General features: G+C 69.2%; 17 protein-coding genes. 5 read left to right on the top strand and 12 right to left on the bottom strand.

Going from position 1 to position 19,662, the window contains the following annotated elements; genetic code table 11:
• Positions 1-79 precede the first annotated feature (79 nt).
• Positions 80-883 carry a lytic transglycosylase domain-containing protein gene (locus tag C8E87_RS06325; protein WP_239080582.1) on the bottom strand — a complete coding sequence of 268 codons (804 nt, stop codon included), beginning with the start codon at positions 881-883 and terminating at the stop codon, positions 80-82.
• 142 nt (positions 884-1,025) lie between these two features.
• Here C8E87_RS06325 and typA point away from each other — a divergent pair, with 142 nt between their 5' ends.
• The gene (gene typA, locus C8E87_RS06330) at positions 1,026-2,891 is read left to right on the top strand and encodes a translational GTPase TypA (protein WP_133872206.1); all 1,866 of its coding nucleotides are present in this window, start codon (positions 1,026-1,028) and stop codon (positions 2,889-2,891) included.
• A 54-nt stretch (positions 2,892-2,945) separates the two neighbouring features.
• Here typA and C8E87_RS06335 read toward each other — a convergent pair whose 3' ends face one another.
• Complete coding sequence (locus tag C8E87_RS06335; protein ID WP_133872207.1) at positions 2,946-3,947, bottom strand: TerC family protein; 1,002 nt, start codon at positions 3,945-3,947, stop codon at positions 2,946-2,948.
• Positions 3,948-4,266: 319 nt separating this feature from the next.
• Here C8E87_RS06335 and C8E87_RS06340 point away from each other — a divergent pair, with 319 nt between their 5' ends.
• The gene (locus C8E87_RS06340; protein WP_133872208.1) at positions 4,267-4,599 is read left to right on the top strand and encodes an antibiotic biosynthesis monooxygenase family protein; all 333 of its coding nucleotides are present in this window, start codon (positions 4,267-4,269) and stop codon (positions 4,597-4,599) included.
• A gap of 40 nt (positions 4,600-4,639) precedes the next feature.
• Here the strand turns inward: C8E87_RS06340 and C8E87_RS06345 are convergent, their stop codons facing one another.
• The 5 genes from C8E87_RS06345 to rpsA form a co-directional block, all read right to left on the bottom strand.
• On the bottom strand, positions 4,640-5,368 hold the full coding sequence (locus C8E87_RS06345) for a VOC family protein (protein WP_133872209.1): 729 nt from the start codon (positions 5,366-5,368) through the stop codon (positions 4,640-4,642).
• 215 nt (positions 5,369-5,583) lie between these two features.
• On the bottom strand, positions 5,584-6,657 hold the full coding sequence (locus C8E87_RS43520) for a GNAT family N-acetyltransferase (RefSeq protein ID WP_166661100.1): 1,074 nt from the start codon (positions 6,655-6,657) through the stop codon (positions 5,584-5,586).
• 36 nt (positions 6,658-6,693) lie between these two features.
• Entirely contained in the window at positions 6,694-8,811 is a 2,118-nt protein-coding gene (uvrB, locus tag C8E87_RS06360; protein WP_133872212.1) for an excinuclease ABC subunit UvrB, read from the bottom strand.
• 347 nt (positions 8,812-9,158) lie between these two features.
• Entirely contained in the window at positions 9,159-10,343 is a 1,185-nt protein-coding gene (coaE, locus tag C8E87_RS06365; RefSeq protein WP_133872213.1) for a dephospho-CoA kinase, read from the bottom strand.
• Positions 10,344-10,621: 278 nt separating this feature from the next.
• Entirely contained in the window at positions 10,622-12,130 is a 1,509-nt protein-coding gene (gene rpsA / locus C8E87_RS06370) for a 30S ribosomal protein S1 (RefSeq protein WP_133872214.1), read from the bottom strand.
• 328 nt (positions 12,131-12,458) lie between these two features.
• Here rpsA and C8E87_RS06375 point away from each other — a divergent pair, with 328 nt between their 5' ends.
• The 3 genes from C8E87_RS06375 to C8E87_RS06385 are packed head-to-tail and all read left to right on the top strand — an operon-like array spanning position 12,459 to position 13,636.
• Complete coding sequence (locus C8E87_RS06375; protein ID WP_239080581.1) at positions 12,459-13,277, top strand: class I SAM-dependent methyltransferase; 819 nt, start codon at positions 12,459-12,461, stop codon at positions 13,275-13,277.
• Between the two features lie 37 nt (positions 13,278-13,314).
• A complete protein-coding gene (locus tag C8E87_RS06380; protein ID WP_133872216.1) occupies positions 13,315-13,533 on the top strand; it encodes a hypervirulence associated TUDOR domain-containing protein in 219 nt (72 codons plus the stop codon).
• The gene (locus C8E87_RS06385; protein ID WP_133872217.1) at positions 13,526-13,636 is read left to right on the top strand and encodes a DUF3140 domain-containing protein; all 111 of its coding nucleotides are present in this window, start codon (positions 13,526-13,528) and stop codon (positions 13,634-13,636) included. The genes C8E87_RS06380 and C8E87_RS06385 overlap by 8 nt, the downstream gene beginning before the upstream one ends.
• Before the next feature lie 3 nt (positions 13,637-13,639).
• Here the strand turns inward: C8E87_RS06385 and C8E87_RS06390 are convergent, their stop codons facing one another.
• The 5 genes from C8E87_RS06390 to C8E87_RS06410 form a co-directional block, all read right to left on the bottom strand.
• Positions 13,640-13,975: an ArsR/SmtB family transcription factor gene (locus tag C8E87_RS06390; RefSeq protein WP_239080580.1), complete on the bottom strand. Its 336-nt coding sequence runs from the start codon at positions 13,973-13,975 to the stop codon at positions 13,640-13,642.
• A 125-nt stretch (positions 13,976-14,100) separates the two neighbouring features.
• Positions 14,101-15,021 carry a hypothetical protein gene (locus tag C8E87_RS06395; RefSeq protein ID WP_133872219.1) on the bottom strand — a complete coding sequence of 307 codons (921 nt, stop codon included), beginning with the start codon at positions 15,019-15,021 and terminating at the stop codon, positions 14,101-14,103.
• Positions 15,022-15,104: 83 nt separating this feature from the next.
• Positions 15,105-17,804, bottom strand: coding sequence for a DNA polymerase I (polA, locus tag C8E87_RS06400; protein WP_133872220.1), 2,700 nt, complete (start codon positions 17,802-17,804; stop codon positions 15,105-15,107).
• 98 nt (positions 17,805-17,902) lie between these two features.
• Positions 17,903-18,667 (bottom strand): amino acid ABC transporter ATP-binding protein, encoded by a 765-nt coding sequence (locus C8E87_RS06405; protein ID WP_133872221.1) that lies wholly within the window; start codon positions 18,665-18,667, stop codon positions 17,903-17,905.
• On the bottom strand, positions 18,664-19,662 hold the full coding sequence (locus tag C8E87_RS06410; protein WP_133872222.1) for an amino acid ABC transporter permease: 999 nt from the start codon (positions 19,660-19,662) through the stop codon (positions 18,664-18,666). The genes C8E87_RS06405 and C8E87_RS06410 overlap by 4 nt, the downstream gene beginning before the upstream one ends.

A 19,662-nucleotide genomic window follows, 5' to 3' on the forward strand; every position in this document is an offset into this window, starting at 1 on the left:
TACTACCGCGTCTGCGAACGGGTCAAAACGGCCCGGCGCGCGCGGGGGTCTCAGGTTCGGACCAAGTGTATCTCGCCCGTCAGAACTGGTCGCACTCGCACCGGCTCATCAGCGAGCGCACCGCCGCCACGTACGCGGGGTTGGGCAAGGTCTTGGTCCCGGCGGCGGCCTCGATCGCGCCCTGGCCGGCGTTGTAACCCGAGATCACCACGTTGAGCAGGCACCACGAGGTGTGCGACTTGCACTTGCCGGCGTTGAGGTTGTAGTTCTCCTTGAAGTAGTTCTGCCCCGCCCACCGGGTGAACCACGCGATGTAGTTGGCTCCCACGTACGCGTTGTCCCTGTAGTTGGAAGCGTCGTAGTTCAGGCCGAACCGGTTGTTGACGAAGTCGACGGTGTCCGGCATGACCTGCATGACACCCGTGCCGCCGTCACAGTTGTGGATGTTGGTCTGCCAGCCGCTCTCCTGCCAGGCGATCGCCTTGACCAGCGGGTAGTTCAACTTCAAAGTCGGTGCTTCCGTACGCCAGTAGACACGCGCGGCGGCCGACCTGAGCGCCTTCTTCACCGTCTTCTTGGCGACCGGCTTCGTCTTGTCGTAATGCGCGCACTCCGGCAGCTCGCTCCAGAACGCCGGCTGCGTGGGCTCGGCGGCCTTCGGCGTCTTCGACGTCTTTCGCGGCTTCGGGGTGGCGCTCGTCACCTCCGGCGTGGGCGTCGGCGACTCCGTGATCGGCTCGAACTCGGGCTCGTCGGCGGCGGCGGTCGCCCCGGCAGCAGCGGGCGCGGCCGCCTTGTCGTCCCCGCCCCCGGCCAACCCGCAGCCGGCCGCCATGACCAGCGTCACCAGCACCACGCCGGCCTGCCATCTTCGTGCCGTCAACCCGATCGCCCTCCCCCGTCCGAACAGTCGTGGAGGCACGCTAGCCCTTTTCACGTTCCGCCGCTGCACCCTTCAAGCACGGCTGAAACGTCGATCGAACCCCGAGCCGCCGATCGCAACCTGGACCGGGGACAATAGAGGTATGCAGACCCGCACCGACCTACGCAACGTCGCCATCATCGCTCACGTCGACCATGGCAAAACAACCCTGGTCGACGCCATGTTGCGTCAGGGCAGCCAGTCCCACGCGCGCGGCGAGATGGCCGACCGCGTCATGGACTCCATGGACCTGGAGCGGGAAAAGGGCATCACCATTCTCGCCAAGAACACGGCGATCAGCTACCAGCCCGCCGAGGGTGGCCCCGTCACCATCAACATCATCGACACCCCCGGCCACGCCGACTTCGGCGGCGAGGTCGAGCGCGGCCTCACCATGGTCGACGGTGTCGCCCTGCTCGTCGACGCCTCCGAGGGCCCGCTGCCGCAGACCCGCTTCGTGCTGCGCAAGGCACTGGCGGCCAAACTCCCGATCATCCTGATCATCAACAAGGTCGACCGGCCCGACGCCCGCATCAAAGAGGTCGTCGACGAGACGTACGAGCTCTTCCTCGACCTCGACGCCGACGAGCACCAGATCGAGTTCCCGATCGTCTACGCGTGCGCCCGCGACGGCATCGCCTCGCTGACCCAGCCCAAGGACGGCACCGTCCCCGAGGACAGCACCGACCTCGAGGTCCTGTTCAGCACGATCCTCGAGACCATCCCGGCGCCCACCTACCACGAGGACGCGCCGCTGCAGGCCCACGTGGTCAACCTCGACGCGTCGCCGTTCCTCGGCCGGCTCGCGCTGTGCCGCGTGCACGAGGGCACGATCCGCAAGGGCCAGACGGTCGCCTGGTGCAAGACCGACGGCACCATCAGCAACGTCCGCATCTCCGAGCTGCTGATCACCGAGGGCCTGGAGCGCAAGCCCGCCGAGAGCGCCGGTCCCGGCGACATCATGGCCGTCGCCGGCATCGCCGACATCATGATCGGTGAGACGCTGGCCGACGCCGAGAACCCGAAGCCGCTGCCGCTGATCACCGTCGACGAGCCGGCCATCTCGATGGTCCTCGGCACCAACACGTCGCCGCTGGTCGGCAAGGTCAAGGGCAGCAAGGTCACGGCCCGCATGGTCAAGGACCGCCTCGACAAGGAGCTCGTCGGCAACGTCTCGCTACGGGTGCTGCCGACCGAGCGGCCCGACGCGTGGGAGGTGCAGGGCCGCGGCGAGCTGGCGCTGGCGATCCTGGTCGAGCAGATGCGCCGCGAGTCCTACGAGCTCACCGTCGGCAAGCCCCAGGTCGTCACCAAGGTCATCGACGGCAAGATCCACGAGCCGGTCGAGCGGCTGACCATCGACGCCCCCGACGAGTACATGGGCGCCATCACCACGCTGCTGTCCACCCGCAAGGGCCGCATGGAAGAGCTGATCAACCACGGCACCGGCTGGCTGCGCATGGAGTGGCTGGTTCCCGCCCGGGGCCTCATCGGCTTCCGTACGGAGTTCCTCACCGAGACCCGCGGCACGGGCATCATGCACCACCTGTTCGAGCGCTACGAGCCGTGGTTCGGCGAGCTGCGCACCCGCAACAACGGCTCGCTGGTGGCCGACCGGGCCGGCGTGGTGACCGCGTTCGCCATGACGAACCTGCAGGAACGCGGCCAGCTGTTCGTCGAGCCCACCACCGAGGTGTACGAGGGCATGATCGTCGGCGAGAACTCCCGCTCCGACGACATGGACGTCAACATCACCAAGGAGAAGAAGCTCACCAACATGCGCTCGTCGACCGCCGACGAGACCGAGAAGCTGATCCCGCCGCGCAAGCTCTCGCTGGAGCAGGCCCTCGAGTTCTGCCGCGAGGACGAGTGCGTCGAGGTCACCCCGGCCGCGGTCCGCATCCGCAAGGTCATCCTCGACCAGCAGACGCGGGGCCGCCAGGCCGCCCGCCGCAAGCACCAGCAGTAACAGCCGGTACGGAGAAGGGGGCGGCCGCGGCCGCCCCCTTCTCCGTACCCGCTCTCAGACCTGGGAGTCCGCCAGTTCTCGCCGGCGGTCGCGGGAGGACTTGACCAGGCTGGCCACCGTGGCGATGCCCAGCGTGCCGATGATGACCAGCAGGGAGAGCCAGATCGGGATCTCGGGGGCCCAGTGGACGCCGTGGCCGCCGTTGATGAAGTCGACGTTGTTGGTGTGCAGCGCCTCGAGGAAGAGCTTCACGCCGATGAAGGCGAGCACCGCCGCGAGGCCGTAGTTGAGGTAGACCAGGCGTTCGAGCAGGCCGCCCAGCAGGAAGAACAGCTGCCGCAGGCCCATCAGCGCGAACACGTTGGCCGTGAAGACCAGGTACGGCTCCTTGGTGATGCCGAAGATCGCCGGGATCGAGTCGAGCGCGAACAGCAGATCCGTCGTGCCGATCGCGATCATCACGATGAGCAGCGGCGTGAACAGGCGCTTGCCGGTCTCGGTGACCACGGTCATGCGGCCCGTGTCGAACGACGACGACACCGGCAGGGCACGCTTGGCCCACCGGATCAGGATGTTCTCCTTGAAGTCGTCCTCGTCGGTCTCACCCTCCTTGAGCAGGGTGATCGCGGTGTACACGAGGAACGCGCCGAAGATGTAGAACACCCAGGAGAACTGCGAGATCAGCGCGGCGCCGGCGGCGATGAACAGGCCTCGCATGACCAGGGCCAGCACGATGCCGATGAGCAGCACCTTCTGCTGGAACTGCCGCGGCACGGCGAATCGCGCCATGATGATCATGAAGATGAAGAGGTTGTCGACGCTCAGCGAGTACTCGGTGAGCCAGCCGGTGTAGAACTCCGCGGCGGGCCCGGCTCCGGCGAAGAACCAGAGACCACCGCCGAACGCCAGCGCGAGGGCGATGTAGAAGGCCACCCAGCTGCCCGATTCCTTCATCGAGGGCTCGTGCGGTCGCCGCCCGATGATCAGCAAGTCAATCGCGAGCACCACGACGACGGCAACCAGGGTGGCGATCCACACCCAGGCAGAGATGTTCAACCAGGACCTCCGGCAGACACGGTTCGGCGCTGCGCCCGCACCGGGGGTTCACGGCGGGAGCAGCGTCGTGCGACTGTCGGAGGTCTCTTCCGCCGCCGTGCTGCTCAGTGGCGACCGCCGGCCCCGGGCGCGCCCTCAGGGGTGGGCGTTCCGTGTTGACGAGACCGGCACGGGGGAATACTCCCCTCCTACGGCAGCCATTGTGTCCTATCGACGGGCACAACGGCACAGCGCAGCGGCAAACCGTGTCGAGCGTCTCGGCCCGCCCCTGAGCTTCCTAGGAACCTAGCTCGGGGAAATCTGTGGCAAGCTGCCCGGCATGGTTCTTGAGGTTGCTCTTATCGACATCACGCCCGGTTCCGAGGACGCGTTCGCCGCCGCTTACCGGATGGCCCACCCGATCCTGGCGACCACGCCCGGTTGCCGTTCGGTGCGGATGACCCGCGGCATCGAGTCGGCGTCGCGGTTCGTGCTGCTGGTCGAGTGGGACGACGTCGAGGCGCACGAGAAGAACTTCCGCGCCACCGAGCGCTTCCAGCAGTGGCGCGGCTGGATCGGCCCGTACTTCGCCAATCCCCCGCTGGTCGAGCACTACTTCGACGTCCCGCCCGGCGAACGCCCCGGCCCCGACCACAATTTCTTCACCGACTGAGCGCCGCAGGCCACCCGTGGCAGCGGCGGCGGGCGTCAGGTCAGTCGACCGCGGGATCTCCCTTGGTCAGGCAGTAGACGCCGCCCGCAGGGTCGCGGAAGGTTGACCAGTGCGGCCACTCCCCCAGAAACGTCGCGCCCAGGGACTCGTGCCAGCGGCGGCCGGCCGGGATGTCGGAGCACGAGACGTCGAGGTGGGCGGAGGCGGGCCTGTCCTCGCCGAGGCGTTGCAGCAGGAACCGTACGGGGATGGGTGGCTGCGGCTGCAGGCGTACGAACTCGTCGGCCCGCACCCCCTCGTCCAGGTCCCAGCCGGTCAGCGTCTGCCAGAAGCGCACCTCCTGGTCGTAGACCGCGGGCGCCAGGTCGAAGCAGAGCTGGTGGGGCCGCAGCGTCACGCCGTGCGGGCCGGCGTAAGGCCTCGGCCGCACGTGTTGATCACGCCAGGACGCTGTGCAGAACGGCAAGCCGGCCGGGGAGCGTAGCGTCTGCCAGTCGCCGTGGTCGGCCCGGACCGTGGCGCCCGCCGTCAACGCCCGGCCGTTGAAGTCGGCGAGGTCGTCGACCCAGAAGTCCGGATGATGTCCGCCAGGGCCCTCGCGTACGCCCTGGATCTCGAGCCAGTCGTCACCGGCCGCGGTGCGCAGCCGTACGAAGCCGGGGTCTTGCTGCGGGGCCGGCGTGGACCCGGTGACCGTCGCCCAGAACCGGACGGCCTCGTCGAGCTTGTCGGCCGGCCGGTCCAGAAAGGCATCAACCCAGCGAATCATCAGCACACCGCCTTCCCTGTGACATCGACCGGCATACCCGTACGGGGAAGCCTGATGCACCGCGCGCCCGAACAGCTCGCACCGGCCGCCGGCGGGAGCCCACACGCGCAGACGCCCCAAGCCGGCTGCCGGCAGCGAGCCCGCAAGCGCCCTCAGGCCCGCCGCTGACCGAGCAAGCCCGGCCCTCACGCCCCCCGACCGAGCAAGCCCGGCCCTCAAGCCCCCGCTGACCGAGCGAGCCCGGCCGCCTGCATCGGGCGCTGGTAGCGGGCGCGCAAACCCCGCTGCTGGAAGCCGAGTCGTCGATAGAGCGCCGCCGCTCCGGGGTTGTTCACGTTGACGGTCAGCCAGGCGTGATCGACGCCGTCGGAGGTGCGCATGCGGATCAGCGACTCGGCGATCAGGGCCGCCGCCAGGCCGCGACGCCGGGCGAAGGGCACCACGCCGGCCTGCACGATCCAGCCCCGGGCGGCCACGACGAAGCCGGCGTCGCCCAGGTCGGGCAGTGTCGCGAGCAGCGAGCAGGAGGGCAGGAAGTCCTCGTCCTCCTCGTTCTCGGCGATCCACTCGCCGGCCGGGTCGGCGGGGAAGCCCGGCCTGTCCCGGAACGACGCGTGATACGTCGTGTGGAACCGCCGGGCGACGTCCGGCCCGTCCCAGGAAGAGATGGTCGCTCCGTCGGGCCAGACGGCGGGCGGCAGATCAAGGTCGTCGATGCGCATGACGTCCTCGGCGAAGGTCCGCCGCAGCCCGCGCGACTCGAACAGCGCCGCAGCGTCGTCGGTCAACGTCTCCGACTCGACGGTCACAACGTCACCCGTCGCCGAGGACGAGTCCGACGCAGACGACGCAGACGACGCAGACGGAGACAAGGATGACGATGAGGCGGACGAGTCCGGCGCGGATGAGGCGGATGAGGCGGATGAGGCGGATGAGGCGGACGAGGCGGACGCGGACGAGGCGGACGCGGACGAGGCGAGCGCCGATGAGGCCAGGGCGAGCCCTCGATCGAGCACCTCGGCCCCGAGCCCACGGCCCCGCGCGTCCGGGTCTACCAGCCCGGTGAACGTCGGGCCCCTCCGGACCGCACCGGCGGCGAGCAGGGACCCGTCGCCGGAGCGCAGCCCGAACGCCGTCACCCCGTCACCCGCCCAGCGCCGCCCGAGGAACGCCGGATCGGTGGCGAGCGGCATGCCCCCGTCGGCCGCGTAGCACCGCTCGGCCAGGGCGAGCAGCTCCGCGGGCATGCCGGTCAGCTCGGTCCACGTTGTCCCGCCGGTCGACGTCATCCGGCCAGACTAGCCAGGGCCGGGGTGCGGCTCGAACTATTTCACCCCCGCAGCGTCCATGCCCCGCAGCTCCTTCTTGAGCTCCGACATCTCGTCACGGATCCGGGCGGCCAGCTCGAACTGCAGCTCACGGGCAGCGCCCAGCATCTGCTCGTTGAGGTCCTGGATGAGCTGGGCCAGTTCGGCGCGGGCCATGCCCTTGGCGGCCGTGGCCCCGGACGCGCCGCGCCCCTTCGACCTGGTCTCGGGCACCGGCGCCTTGCCCCGGGAGATCTGCCGGCCACCGCCGCCGACCATCGGGTTGACCGTGGCGTCGGTGTCTTCCGCCTCGCGATAGATGTCGTCGAGGATGTCGTGGATCCGTTTGCGAAGAGCCTGCGGGGTGATGCCGTTGGCCTCGTTGTGCGCGATCTGCTTGGCCCGGCGCCGATCGGTCTCCTCGATGGCGTCCCGCATCGACGGGGTCATCTTGTCGGCGTACATGTGGACCTCGCCCGACACGTTACGAGCGGCGCGCCCGATCGTCTGGATCAGCGACCGGCCCGAGCGCAGGAAGCCCTCCTTGTCGGCGTCGAGGATCGCGACCAGCGACACCTCGGGCAGGTCGAGGCCCTCGCGCAGCAGGTTGATGCCGACGAGCACGTCGTAGTCGCCCTTGCGCAGCTCTTTCAGCAGCTCGACGCGGCGCAACGTGTCGACCTCGGAGTGCAGGTAGCGCACGCGGATGCCGTTCTCGAGCAGGTAGTCCGTGAGGTCCTCGGCCATTTTCTTGGTCAGCGTCGTGACCAGGACCCGCTCGTCGCGCTCGGTGCGCAGCTTGATCTCGTGCATGAGGTCGTCGATCTGGCCCTTGGTCGGCTTCACGATCACCTGCGGGTCGACGAGGCCGGTCGGGCGGATCACCTGCTCGACGAACTCGCCCTGGGCCTGCTGCATCTCCCACGGGCCGGGGGTCGCCGACAGGAAGACCATCTGCCCGACCCGCTCGAGGAACTCGTCGAACCGCAGCGGGCGGTTGTCGGCCGCGCTGGGCAGGCGGAAACCGTGCTCGATGAGGATGCGCTTGCGGGACGCGTCCCCCTCGTACATGCCGCCGATCTGCGGGATCGTGACGTGGGACTCGTCGATGACCGTGATGTAGTCGTCGGGGAAGTAGTCGAGCAGGGTGAACGAGGGCTCGCCGGGCTGCCGGCCGTCCATGTGCATCGAGTAGTTCTCGATGCCGTTGCAGAAGCCGACCTGCCGCATCATCTCGACGTCGTACTGCGTACGCATGCGCAGGCGCTGGGCCTCGAGCAGCTTGCCCTGCCGCTCGAACTCGGCCAGCCGTTCCTCCAGCTCGGCCTCGATCTGCCGGATCGCCCGCTCCATCCGCTCGGGGCCGGCCACGTAGTGCGAGGCGGGGAAGATGACCAGCTGGTCGACCTCGCGGACGATCTCGCCGGTCAGCGGGTGCAGGTAGTACAGCTTCTCGATCTCGTCGCCGAACAGCTCGATGCGGACCGCGAGCTCCTCGTACGCCGGGATGATCTCGAGCGTGTCGCCGCGCACCCGGAACGTGCCGCGCTGGAAGGCCATGTCGTTGCGCGAGTACTGAATGTCGACCAGCCGGCGCAGCACCTGGTCACGGTCGACCTCGTCGCCGACTTTGACCTTGACCGAGCGATCGAGGTATTCCTGCGGGGTGCCCAGGCCGTAGATCGCGCTCACCGTGGCCACCACGATCGTGTCGCGCCGGGTGAGCAGCGACATCGTGGCGGAGTGGCGGAGCCGCTCGACCTCCTCGTTGACCGACGAGTCCTTCTCGATGTAGGTGTCGGTCTGAGCGATGTAGGCCTCAGGCTGGTAGTAGTCGTAATAACTCACGAAGTACTCGACGGCGTTGTTGGGCAGCAGCTCGCGGAACTCCTTGGCGAGCTGGGCACACAACGTCTTGTTGGGCGCCAGCACGAGCGCGGGCCGCTGCAGCTTCTCGATCAGCCACGCGGTCGTCGCGCTCTTGCCCGTGCCGGTGGCGCCGAGCAGCACCGAGTGGCGGTCGCCCCGGCGGACCCGCCGGTCGAGCTCGGCGATGGCCGTCGGCTGGTCACCGGCCGGCTGGAATTCGCTGACGACCTCGAAGCGGCCGTCGAGTCGTGGGATGTCGAGCGCCATGGAAACCACCGTACGTCGAGGGTCTGACAAGTTTCGGCCGCCGCTTCCGGGCCCGCGTGCGATGGGTGCACATTCGGCCCCGTCCGGCGGCATTGTTAGGCGTTGCGGGGCGCGCCTACCCTGGTCGGGTAGGCCGCTCGCGGCGGTCGCCCGGCATCGAGAGGGATCATCAAAACGGTCCCCTCGACCGGCCCGTGGTTGTTGCGCCCCGGCTCACGGCGAGCGCACCCATTGGTGGTCGCGCCTTGCGCAGACCGGCCGCCGCGAGCGCCCTTCTCTCAACCCCACGATCACGGCCGGCATTCCGTACGCCTCGTCGCGCGCACCGAACCCCCGAGGGGCCCCGGTCAGCCGTGTGGCTGCCAGCCGGTGGCTTCGGCCCACTTGTCGGCGGCCCACGCCTCCTGGTCGAACCAGGGTTCCTTGGCGTCGGCGTACGTGTATCGGTCGTGGTGTTCCGCCGCCCAGCGCACCTTGGCCGCCGCGTAGGCGTCACGGGCCTCCGGAACGGCCCGCAGGTGGTCGCGCATGAGCAGGGCGAACCGCCACCCCGGGGAACCCGTCACGCGGACGTGCAGGTTGACGACGCGGCCCGGGTCGGCGCCGCCGTGCAGGCGCTTGGGCCACGTCTTGCCGGGCATTCCGCGGGCGTTGTCGAACCACTCCCCGCTGCGCCGGGGGAAACCGGCCGCACCCAGCTGGCCGGCCAGCGCGTCGGCCTCGTCGAGCGTCCGCACGGCCAGCATCAGGTCGATGATGTCCTTGGCGGGCAGACCGGGCACGGCGGTCGAGCCGATGTGCGACACCGGATGCCCGGCGGGCAGCGTGTGCTCGATCCGCGCGATCAGGCGGGCGGCCTGCTCGGGCCAGCTCGAATCGGCGGCGGCGATGTGGAGCCGGCGGTCGGCCCGCGCGGAGCGGCCGGTGCGCAGATTCTCCTCGTACGGCCGGAGCCGCTCGCGGAACAGGCGGTCGATACGCGCGTCCAGGGCGTCGAGGGTGGCGTCGTTGGTCAGCACCACGTCGGCCGCGCGGCGGCGGTCGGCGTCGCCGGCCTGGGCGGCGATGCGGGCCTCGGCCTGCTCGGCGGTCATGCCGCGCGTCTCCACGAGCCGCCGGATGCGCTGCCCCCGGTCGGCTTCGACCACGATGACAAGGTGGTACGACGGGGCCAGCCCCGTCTCCACGAGCAGCGGGACATCGTTGACGACGATCGCGTCGGAGGGCGCGCATTGGATGAGTTCGGCTGTCCGAGCCCGTACGCGGGGATGAATGATCTTTTCAAGCGTGCGGCGGGCGGCGTCGTCGCCGAAGACCTGGGCTGCGAGCGCCGGCCGGTCGAGCTCGCCGCCGGCCGTGAGCACGCCCGCCCCGAACGTCGCGACGATCTCGGCCAGCCCGTCGGTGCCGCGGGCCACCACCTCGCGGGCCAGCACGTCGGCATCGATGATCACTGCTCCGCGCCGCGCCAGCCGTCGCGCCACCGCGCTCTTGCCGGCCCCGATGCCACCGGTCAGACCCACCTTCAACACCCGCCCAGTATTCCGGCCCGGGCACCCGAAAGCACAACCAGGCCCGGCGTCGGACAGGCCGGCTGGGTTGGGCGGCCCGCGGCGCGAGGCGGCCGTGGGGAGGAAGGCCGGCGGGGCAGGAACGCCCGCAGGGAGACAAGAGGACGGCGCGGGGAAGCGGACGGCGGGAGGAAGGTCAGCGCGAGGGAGGGGCGGGATCCATGGCGGCGGGTGATCCGGGAAAGGCGAAGGCCGCCCCGGCCTGAGCCGGGACGGCCTTCAGAAGACCAGAGCTGACCTCAGCTCTTGCCGCCGGCGAGCTTCTCGCGCAGAGCGGCGAGGGCCTCGTCGGTGGCCAGGGTGCCGGACGGCTCCTCGGACGCGCGCGCCGGGGCCGGCGAGCTCGACGAGGTGCTGGACGACGTCGAGGTGGTCGTGCCGCCGGCCGGAGCCGGGTTGAGCGCGGCCTCGGCGTCGGCGTCGCGGGACGCCTGCACCTGCTTGGTGTGAGCCTCCCAGCGCTCGCGGGCGTCGGCGTACTGCTTCTCCCACGCTTCGCGCTGCTTGTCGAAGCCCTCGAGCCACTCGCCCGTCTCGGGGTCGAAGCCCTCGGGGTAGATGTAGTTGCCCTCGGCGTCGTACGTCGCGGCCATGCCGTAGAGGGTGGGGTCGAAGTGCTCCTCGCCCTCGACGAAGCCCTCGTTGGCCTGCTTGAGCGACAGCGAGATCCGGCGACGCTCGAGGTCGATGTCGATGACCTTGACGAGGACGTCGGAGCCCACCTGGACGACCTGCTCGGGCAGCTCGACGTGACGCTCGGCCAGCTCGGAGATGTGCACCAGGCCCTCGATGCCGTCGTCCACGCGGACGAAGGCGCCGAACGGAACCAGCTTGGTGACCTTGCCCGGCACGATCTGGTTGATCGCGTGGGTGCGGGCGAACTGGCGCCACGGGTCTTCCTGGGTCGCCTTCAGCGACAGCGAGACGCGCTCGCGGTCCAGGTCGACGTCGAGCACCTCGACCTCGACCTCCTGGCCGACCTCGACAACCTCGGACGGGTGGTCGATGTGCTTCCAGGAGAGCTCGGAGACGTGCACCAGACCGTCGACGCCGCCGAGGTCGACGAACGCGCCGAAGTTGACGATCGAGGACACGACGCCCTTGCGGACCTGGCCCTTCTGCAGCTTGTTGAGGAACTCGGTGCGAACCTCGGACTGCGTCTGCTCGAGCCACGCCCGGCGGGACAGGACCACGTTGTTGCGGTTCTTGTCCAGCTCGATGATCTTGGCCTCGAGCTCACGGCCCACGTAGGGCTGGAGGTCGCGGACACGACGCATCTCCACCAGCGAGGCCGGCAGGAAGCCGCGGAGGCCGATGTCGAGGATGAGGCCACCCTTGACAACCTCGATGACGGAGCCGCGAACGACGCCGTCGTCCTCCTTGATCTTCTCGATGGTGCCCCAGGCGCGCTCGTACTGAGCACGCTTCTTCGAGAGGATCAGACGACCTTCCTTGTCCTCCTTGGTGAGGACGAGGGCTTCGATGTGGTCTCCGACCGACACCACTTCCGCGGGGTCCACGTCATGCTTGATCGACAACTCGCGCGAGGGGATGACACCCTCGGTCTTGTAGCCGATGTCGAGCAGGACCTCGTCCCGATCGACCTTGACGACGGTGCCTTCGACAATGTCGCCGTCGTTGAAGTACTTGATGGTCTCGTCGATGGCGGCGAGGAATGCTTCCTCGGACCCGAGATCGTCGACGGTGACCTTGTTGGCGCTCGAGGTGGCCTCGATGCTGCTCGTCATGTGGACTGTTGCTCCGAACGGATGGATTCGTGGTGTCTCTCGCGCCCCGCGGAACTGCCGGCGGGCACGGCACGAACAACATCGGAAGGACCGGGCAACCCAAGAAGGACCAGAATCCTTGCAGTCGATCATGTCGAGACCGACGACCACGGAACCTGCTCCCTGCCGAGGCACACGATCCGCGAGCGCATCGACTAGCTTACCGTGCGCATTACCACAGGTTGCAAGCCCTCCTGACGACCGAGGCACAATGTTCGGTCGAAACCCCGCAGCATGTACTTTATGTCCGGAAACGTGACGGCGCCACGCCGTGCCGTACCGTATCCGGGTGACCGAGATCAACTCGACGGGGTCCGACGCACCGCTCCGGCGCACGATCACCGACGCCGAGAGCCGGGTCGCCAGCCGCGGCTGGTGGGACCTCGACGCCGACGACTACCAGGCCGAACACGGCGCCTTCCTGGGCGATCTCGACTTCGTGTGGTGCCCCGAGGGGCTGCGGGAGGCGGACGCCCGGCTGCTCGGCGACGTGCGCGGCAAGCGGGTGCTGGAGCTCGGCGCGGGGGCGGCGGCCGGCGCCCGGTGGCTCGACGGGCAGGGCGCCGAGGTGGCGGCCCTCGATCTGTCGGCGGGCATGTTGCGTCACGCCAGAGAGGCCGAGGCCCGTACGGGCGTACGCGTGCCGCTGGTGCAAGCCGACGCGCTGGCCCTGCCGTTCGCTGACAGCGTATTCGACATCGTCTGCACGGCGTTCGGAGCGATCCCGTTCGTGGCCGACTCGGGCGCCGCCATGCGTGAGGTCGCGCGTGTCCTCCGTACGGGTGGCGCCTGGGTTTTCTCGATCACCCACCCGATGCGCTGGATCTTCTGGGACGAGCCCGACGAGACCGGCCTGATCGCGCGCAACTCCTACTTCGATCGCACGCCCTACGTGGAGACCGACGAGAACGGCGTTCCCACGTACGTGGAACAGCACCGCACCCTGGGCGACCGGGTGCGCGAGCTGGTGGCCGCCGGATTCGTGCTGCGCGACCTGATCGAACCCGAGTGGCCGGACGGGCACGAGGAGACGTGGGGCCAGTGGAGCCCGCTGCGCGGCCGGCTCTTCCCCGGTACGGCCATCTTCGTCTCGGACCTCCGAGGCTGACCGTTTCCGCAGGCCACGGGCGGGTACGACGGGGGTCATGGCGAAGGACGAGAGCCTGAAAAAGGGCGACGACGTGACCTGGAAGAGCCACGGGCAGACCGTGCACGGGGAGGTCGAGCAAAAGATCACCGAGCGCACCGAGGCGGCCGGCCGCACCGTCGACGCCTCCCCCGACGACCCGCAGTACAAGGTCAAGAGCGACAAGACCGGGCGCGAGGCGGTCCACAAGCCGGGGGCGCTGAACAAGAATGGCTGATCAGGACACGCCCGCCGAGTTCCGGCAAGCCGTGAACATGACGGCGGGCGAGCTGACGAAGTGGCTCGGGACCGACGAGGCCAAGGCGTGGGCCGAGGACTGAGCCTCAGACAGGGATCCCGGTCTCGAGCAGGGTGCCCATGACGGCCAGCGCCGCCGGGATCATGCGGTAGTAGACCCATGTGCCGCGGCGGTCGCTGTCGACCAGGCCGGCCTCACGCAGCACCTTGAGGTGGTGCGAGATGGTCGGGCCGGTCAGATGGAACTCGCCGGTGAGGTCGCAGACGCACACCTCGCCGCCGCGGGCCGAAGCGATCATCGACAGCAGCCGCAGGCGCACCGGGTCCCCCAGGGCCTTGAACATCGGCGCGAACGCGTCGGCCTGTGACGGGTCGAGCGGCTCACGGGTGAGCGACCCGCTTCCGCTGCTGGAAATCCCCATAGTTTGGCTCCCCATGGCCACACCCTTGCAAAGCCCCGCAACCACGACCCGAGCCGGATCGATCACGGAGCGCAGTCCCCCCGCGGCCGTGTACGACACGACCGCGGAGAGCGTACGCCAGAAGGTCAGCCGACGGTGAGGCGGAAGGTCGCCGTGTTGTCGCTCGGGTCGGCTTCGGGCAGGTCGGTGAACCAGGACTCGCGGCCCTCGGCCGTGCCCGTGCCCGCGTCGCCCAGCGGCGTGCCGGCCGGGGCCGAGACCTCCACCTCAAGGGTGCGGCTTTCCCCCGGAAGGAACGCGCCCCCAGGGATCACACACTCGCCGCCCCCGCACATCGCGTCGTTCCCGGCGCCGAGTACCCGGAAGCCCTCGGGCACCACGGTGTTGAGAATCAGGTCCCAGTGAGGAGCATCACCGTTCGAGCGCACGGTGAGGGGCACAGTGCCGAGGAAACTGCCGTCCGCCTGCTCGGTCAGCCGGACGTCTCCCGCGCTGACCGTGAGGTCGGTGTGGTCGTCCTGCACGTAGGGCCGCGGGCGGGTCAGTTCGCCGGTGGTCGAGCGGAACAGCGTCCGTGAGGTGGCCGTGGCCAGCACCTCCAGATCGGCCGAGACCAGCTGGGTCGCGGTGTCGGACGCGCTCATCGCGAATGCCTGCGGCGTCGTGAGCACGCCGAAGTCGACCCGGAACCTGCGGACCTCGCCGGGCTGGACAGCGCCACCGGGCACCACGCAGTCGTTGGCCGTACGCCCCGACTCGGTGAACCGGGTGAGGCAACCGCCGCCGCCGGGCCGCAACTGCCGGAACGACGCGGCGATCGGCTCGAGGATGCGGACCCCGGCGGACGTCGCCTCGTCGCCCGCGTTCGTGATGGTGACGTGGTACGTGCCCGTGTAGCCCCGCTCGCCGGGCTCGAGCACCAGCCGGGTCGCGCTGACGGTGAGGTCGGCCGGCGCGGCCTGAGCCGGTGCGGTGGCGACGCCGAGCGCGGCGGTGGACACGACGGCCGCGGTGAGCAGACCACGGCCAAGAATACGGATAATCAAACTTCTTCCCCCGAAGATCATCGATTGGTGAGGCCACAACCTATCGAAGAACTTCGCGCAACGCCGCCCCGTTTCCGCCCGCGTCAGTGGTCCGCGCCGTTCCAGTCCTGGCCGTGGCCGACCGAGACCTCGAGCGGGACGGACAGCGGGTAGGCCTCGCCCATCTCGCGGCGCACCAGCGCCTCGAGCGCCTCACGCTCCCCCGGGGCGACGTCGAAGACCAGCTCGTCGTGCACCTGCAGCAGCATGCGCGACTGCAGGGCGGTCGCCTTGAGCGCCTTGTCGACCCGCAGCATCGCGATCTTGATGATGTCGGCCGCGGAGCCCTGGATGGGGGCGTTGAGCGCCATCCGCTCGGCCATCTCGCGCCGCTGACGGTTGTCGCTGGACAGATCGGGCAGGTAACGCCGGCGGCCCAGGATCGTCGCGGTGTAACCGTCCTGCACCGCGCGGCGCACGACCGCCTGCAGGTAGTCGCGGACGCCGCCGAACCGCTCGAAGTACTCGTCCATCAGCCCGCGGGCCTCGTCGGTCGGGATGTTGAGCTGGTTGGACAGGCCGAACGCGCTCAGCCCGTACGCCAGGCCGTAGTTCATCGCCTTGATCTTGCGCCGCTGGTCGGGAACCACCTCTTCGACCGGCACGTGGAACACCGACGACGCGGTGGCCGCGTGGAAGTCGAACGCCGAGTTGAACGCCGCGATCAGGGCCTCGTCGCCGGAGAGGTGAGCCATGATGCGCATCTCGATCTGGCTGTAGTCGGCGGTCATCAGCTGCTCGAAGCCGGCCCCGGTGACGAACGCCCGCCGGATCCGGCGGCCCTCCTCCGTACGGATCGGGATGTTCTGCAGGTTGGGGTCGGTGGACGAGAGCCGGCCGGTGGCGGCGACGGTCTGGTTGAACGTGGTGTGGATGCGCCCGTCGTCGGAGACCGACTTGAGCAGGCCGTCGACAGTGGATTTGAGCTTGGCCACGTCACGGTGGCGCAGCAGGTGCTCCAGCAGCGGGTCGCCGGTCTGGGCGAACAGGCTCTGCAACGCGTCAGCGTCGGTGGTGTAACCCGACTTGATCTTCTTGGTCTTGGGCAGGCCCCGCTCGTCGAACAGGATCTGCTGCAGCTGCTTGGGCGAGCCCAGGTTGAACTCGCGCCCGACCACCTCGTGCGCCGCCTGCTGCGCCGATTTCACCTCGGCCGCGAAGTGCGCCTCGAGCTCGGAGAGGTAGGCGGTGTCGGCCGCGATGCCCAGGTGCTCCATCTCGCCGAGCACCTCGGACAGCGGCTGCTCGACCTCCATGAGCAGTTTCTGCGACTCGCCGCCGTCGCGGGACAGCTCCTCGGTGAGCACGTCGGCCAGGTCGAGCGTGGCCCGGGCGCGCAGCATGACGTTCTGCTCGGCGGCGCCGTCGGTCTCGCCGCCGAGGCCGGAGAGCAGGTCGAGCTGGCCGGTCTCGGGTTCCTCGACGCGCAGCTCCCGCTTGAGGTAGCGCAGGGCGAGGTCGGTCAGGTCGTAGGCGCGCTGGTCGGGCTTCGCCAGGTAAGCCGCGAGGGCGGTGTCGACGCGGACGCCGGCCAGGCGCCAGCCGTGGGCCCGGATCGCCAGCGAGGCCGGCTTGGCGTCATGCAGCACCTTGGGCCGCGCGGGGTCGGCCAGCCACTCGGCGACAGCGCGCTCGTCGGCCTCGTCGAGCGCGGCCGGGTCGAACCAGGCGGCCGGGCCGTCGCCGGTGGCCACGGCGATGCCGGTGAGCGAGCCTGTGCCACGGCCGAAGGTGCCGGTGACGGCGACACCGACCGGGGCCGCGGCGGCGTGCTGAGCGAGCCAGCCGGCGACCTGGCCCGGCCCGAGGACCCGGCCCTCGATGTCGAACCCGGACTCGGCCTCGGGCTCGACCGCCTCGAGGTAGGAGTAGAGCCGCTCGCGCAGCACCCGGAACTCGAGCGCGTCGAACACCTGGTGGACAGCCTCACGGTCCCACCCGTGCCAGCGCACGTCCTCGGGGCGCAGGGGCAGCTCGAGATCGGTGCGCAGCGCGTTGAGCTGGTAGTTGCGGATCACCGAGGACAGGTGGGCCCGCAGGTTGTCGCCGGCCTTGCCCTTGATCTTGTCGGCGTTGGCCACCACGCCGTCGATGCCGCCGAACTCGACGATCCATTTGGCTGCCGTCTTGGGCCCGACGCCGGGGACGCCGATCAGGTTGTCGCTGGCCTCGCCGACCAGGGCCGCCTTGTCGCGATAGAGGTGCGGCGGGACGAGCTGCTTCTCCTCGACCAGCGCGGGGGTCATCCGCCAGACCTCGGAGACGCCGCGGCTCGGGTAGAGGACCGTGGTGTGCTCGTCGACCAGCTGCAAGGCGTCACGGTCGCCGGAGGAGATCAGCACCTCCATGCCGGCCTCACGTGCCCGGCAGGCCAGGGTGGCGATGACGTCGTCGGCCTCGAAGCCGGGTTTTTCCACGTACGGGATGCGCAGCGCGTCGAGGATCTCTTTGACCAGGCTGACCTGGCCCTGGAACTCGGGAGGCGTCGCGGAACGGCCGGCCTTGTACTCCGGATAGATCTCGGTGCGGAACGAGACGCGGGAGACGTCGAACGCGACCACGATGTGCGTGGGCTTCTCGTCGCGCAGCATGTTGATCAGCATCGACGTGAAGCCGAACACCGCGTTGGTGTGCTGTCCGGTCTGCGTGCTGAAATTCTCCTTGGGCAGCGCGTGGAACGCGCGGTAGGCCAGGGAGTGGCCGTCGAGCAGCAGCAAACGGGGTGTCTGGGCGTCGTCGCTCACGTCGGTGAACTCTAGTCGGGGGGTCCGACATCTTTTGCATCGCAGTGCGGCGGAGCCGCCTTGACGTCACAGCCGCAAAGCCGGACCACCCCGCCTGACTAGAGCACCTTGCTGAGGAATGCCCGGGTTCGCTCGTGCTGAGGATTGGCGATCACCTCGCGTGGCGGACCCTGCTCGACCACGACCCCGCCGTCCATGAAGATCAGGTTGTCGCCCACCTCGCGGGCGAAGCCGATCTCGTGGGTCACCACGACCATGGTCATGCCGTCGGCGGCCAGATCCTTCATCGTGTCGAGGACCTCGCCCACCAGCTCGGGGTCGAGCGCGCTGGTCGGCTCGTCGAAGAGCATCAGCTTGGGCCGCATGGCCAGCGCCCGGGCGATGGCGACGCGCTGCTGCTGGCCGCCGGAGAGCTGCCCCGGGTAGTTGCCCATCTTGCTGCCGAGACCGACCCGTTCGAGCAGGCCGGTGGCGCGGTCGCGGACCTCGGCCTTGTTCTCCCGCTTGACCCGGCAGGGCGCCTCCATGACGTTGTCGAGCACCGTCATGTGCGGGAACAGGTTGAAGCGCTGGAAGACCATGCCGATCGACCGGCGCTGCTTGGCGACGTCCTTCTCTGCCAGCTCGTGCAGCTTGCCGCCGCGTTCGCGATAGCCGACCAGCTCGCCGTCGACGAGGATCCGGCCGGCGTTGATCTTTTCGAGGTGGTTGACGCAGCGCAGGAACGTCGACTTGCCGGAGCCCGAGGGGCCCAGCACGCAGCACACCTCGCCCGGCTTGACGACCAGGTCGATGCCCTTGAGCACCTCGAGCGACCCGAACGACTTGTGAACGTTGTCGGCGCGCACCATCTCGCCGGTCATGGCGCCTCCCCAGTGATCCGGCCGCCCTGCTCGGCCTGGATGTCCCGCAACCGCTGCTTCGCCTTGGCGGCCGCTCCGTAACCCTTGCTGAAGTGCCGCTCCACGAAATACTGGGCGATCATCAGCACGGTGCACAGGATCAGATACCAGATCAGCGCCGCCACGATCACCGGCAGCACCACGAACGTACGGGCCGAGACCTGCTGCAGCTGGAACCAGAGCTCGAACGTCACCGGGACGAACGCCACCAGCGACGTGTCCTTGATCATGGCGATGATCTCGTTGCCCGTCGGCGGCACGATCACCCGCATGGCCTGCGGCAGCACCACGCGGCGCAACACCTGGGCGCGGGACATGCCGAGCGCGACCGCCGCCTCGGACTGGCCGGGGTCGATCGACTGGATGCCGGCCCGCACGATCTCGGCCATGTACGCGGCCTCGGACAGGCCCAGCGCCAGCATGCCGGCCACGAAACCGGCGAGCAGGTCGCTGGCCTTGATGCTGTAGAACTGCCCGTCGAAGCCGTCCAGGCCGAACAGCTTGCCGATCTGGGTGCCGAACGGCAGGCCGAAGCCGATCCGCTCCCACAGGATGTTCAGGTTTCCGAACAGCACCGCCAGCACCAGGCGGGGCACGGCCCGGAAGAACCAGGTGTAGACGAAGGCCACCGACGACAGGATCCTGTTCGTCGACAGCCGCATGATCGCGATGACGATGCCGAGCCCGATGCCGATCACCATCGACGTGATGGTCAGCAGGATGGTGCCGCGCAGGCCCTCGAGGACCGGCTCGGTGAACATCACCCCCCGCTTGCCCTCCTGGTACTCCAGGAAGATGAACGACCAGCGGAAACGGTCGTTGGTCACCAGCAGGTGGACGAACATCGCGACCAGGATCGCGATGACGCCGAGGGCCACCCACCGGCCGGGGCGCCGCACGGGCACGGCCTTGATCGCTTCCGGCCGTGCCCGTTCGGTTGTCGTGTTGTCGCTCAT

This window comes from Paractinoplanes brasiliensis, assembly GCF_004362215.1.
Taxonomy (GTDB): domain Bacteria; phylum Actinomycetota; class Actinomycetes; order Mycobacteriales; family Micromonosporaceae; genus Actinoplanes; species Actinoplanes brasiliensis.

Excerpts from the sequence above, each read along its gene's own strand:
- typA (WP_133872206.1), top strand. The coding sequence starts at position 1,026 with ATGCAGACCCGCACCGACCTACGCAACGTCGCCATCATCGCTCACGTC.
- C8E87_RS06340 (WP_133872208.1), top strand. The coding sequence starts at position 4,267 with ATGGTTCTTGAGGTTGCTCTTATCGACATCACGCCCGGTTCCGAGGAC.
- C8E87_RS06345 (WP_133872209.1), bottom strand. The coding sequence starts at position 5,368 with ATGATTCGCTGGGTTGATGCCTTTCTGGACCGGCCGGCCGACAAGCTC.
- C8E87_RS43520 (WP_166661100.1), bottom strand. The coding sequence starts at position 6,657 with ATGACGTCGACCGGCGGGACAACGTGGACCGAGCTGACCGGCATGCCC.
- uvrB (WP_133872212.1), bottom strand. The coding sequence starts at position 8,811 with ATGGCGCTCGACATCCCACGACTCGACGGCCGCTTCGAGGTCGTCAGC.
- rpsA (WP_133872214.1), bottom strand. The coding sequence starts at position 12,130 with ATGACGAGCAGCATCGAGGCCACCTCGAGCGCCAACAAGGTCACCGTC.
- C8E87_RS06380 (WP_133872216.1), top strand. The coding sequence starts at position 13,315 with ATGGCGAAGGACGAGAGCCTGAAAAAGGGCGACGACGTGACCTGGAAG.
- C8E87_RS06385 (WP_133872217.1), top strand. The coding sequence starts at position 13,526 with ATGGCTGATCAGGACACGCCCGCCGAGTTCCGGCAAGCCGTGAACATG.
- C8E87_RS06390 (WP_239080580.1), bottom strand. The coding sequence starts at position 13,975 with ATGGGGATTTCCAGCAGCGGAAGCGGGTCGCTCACCCGTGAGCCGCTC.
- C8E87_RS06405 (WP_133872221.1), bottom strand. The coding sequence starts at position 18,667 with ATGACCGGCGAGATGGTGCGCGCCGACAACGTTCACAAGTCGTTCGGG.
- C8E87_RS06410 (WP_133872222.1), bottom strand. The coding sequence starts at position 19,662 with ATGAGCGACAACACGACAACCGAACGGGCACGGCCGGAAGCGATCAAG.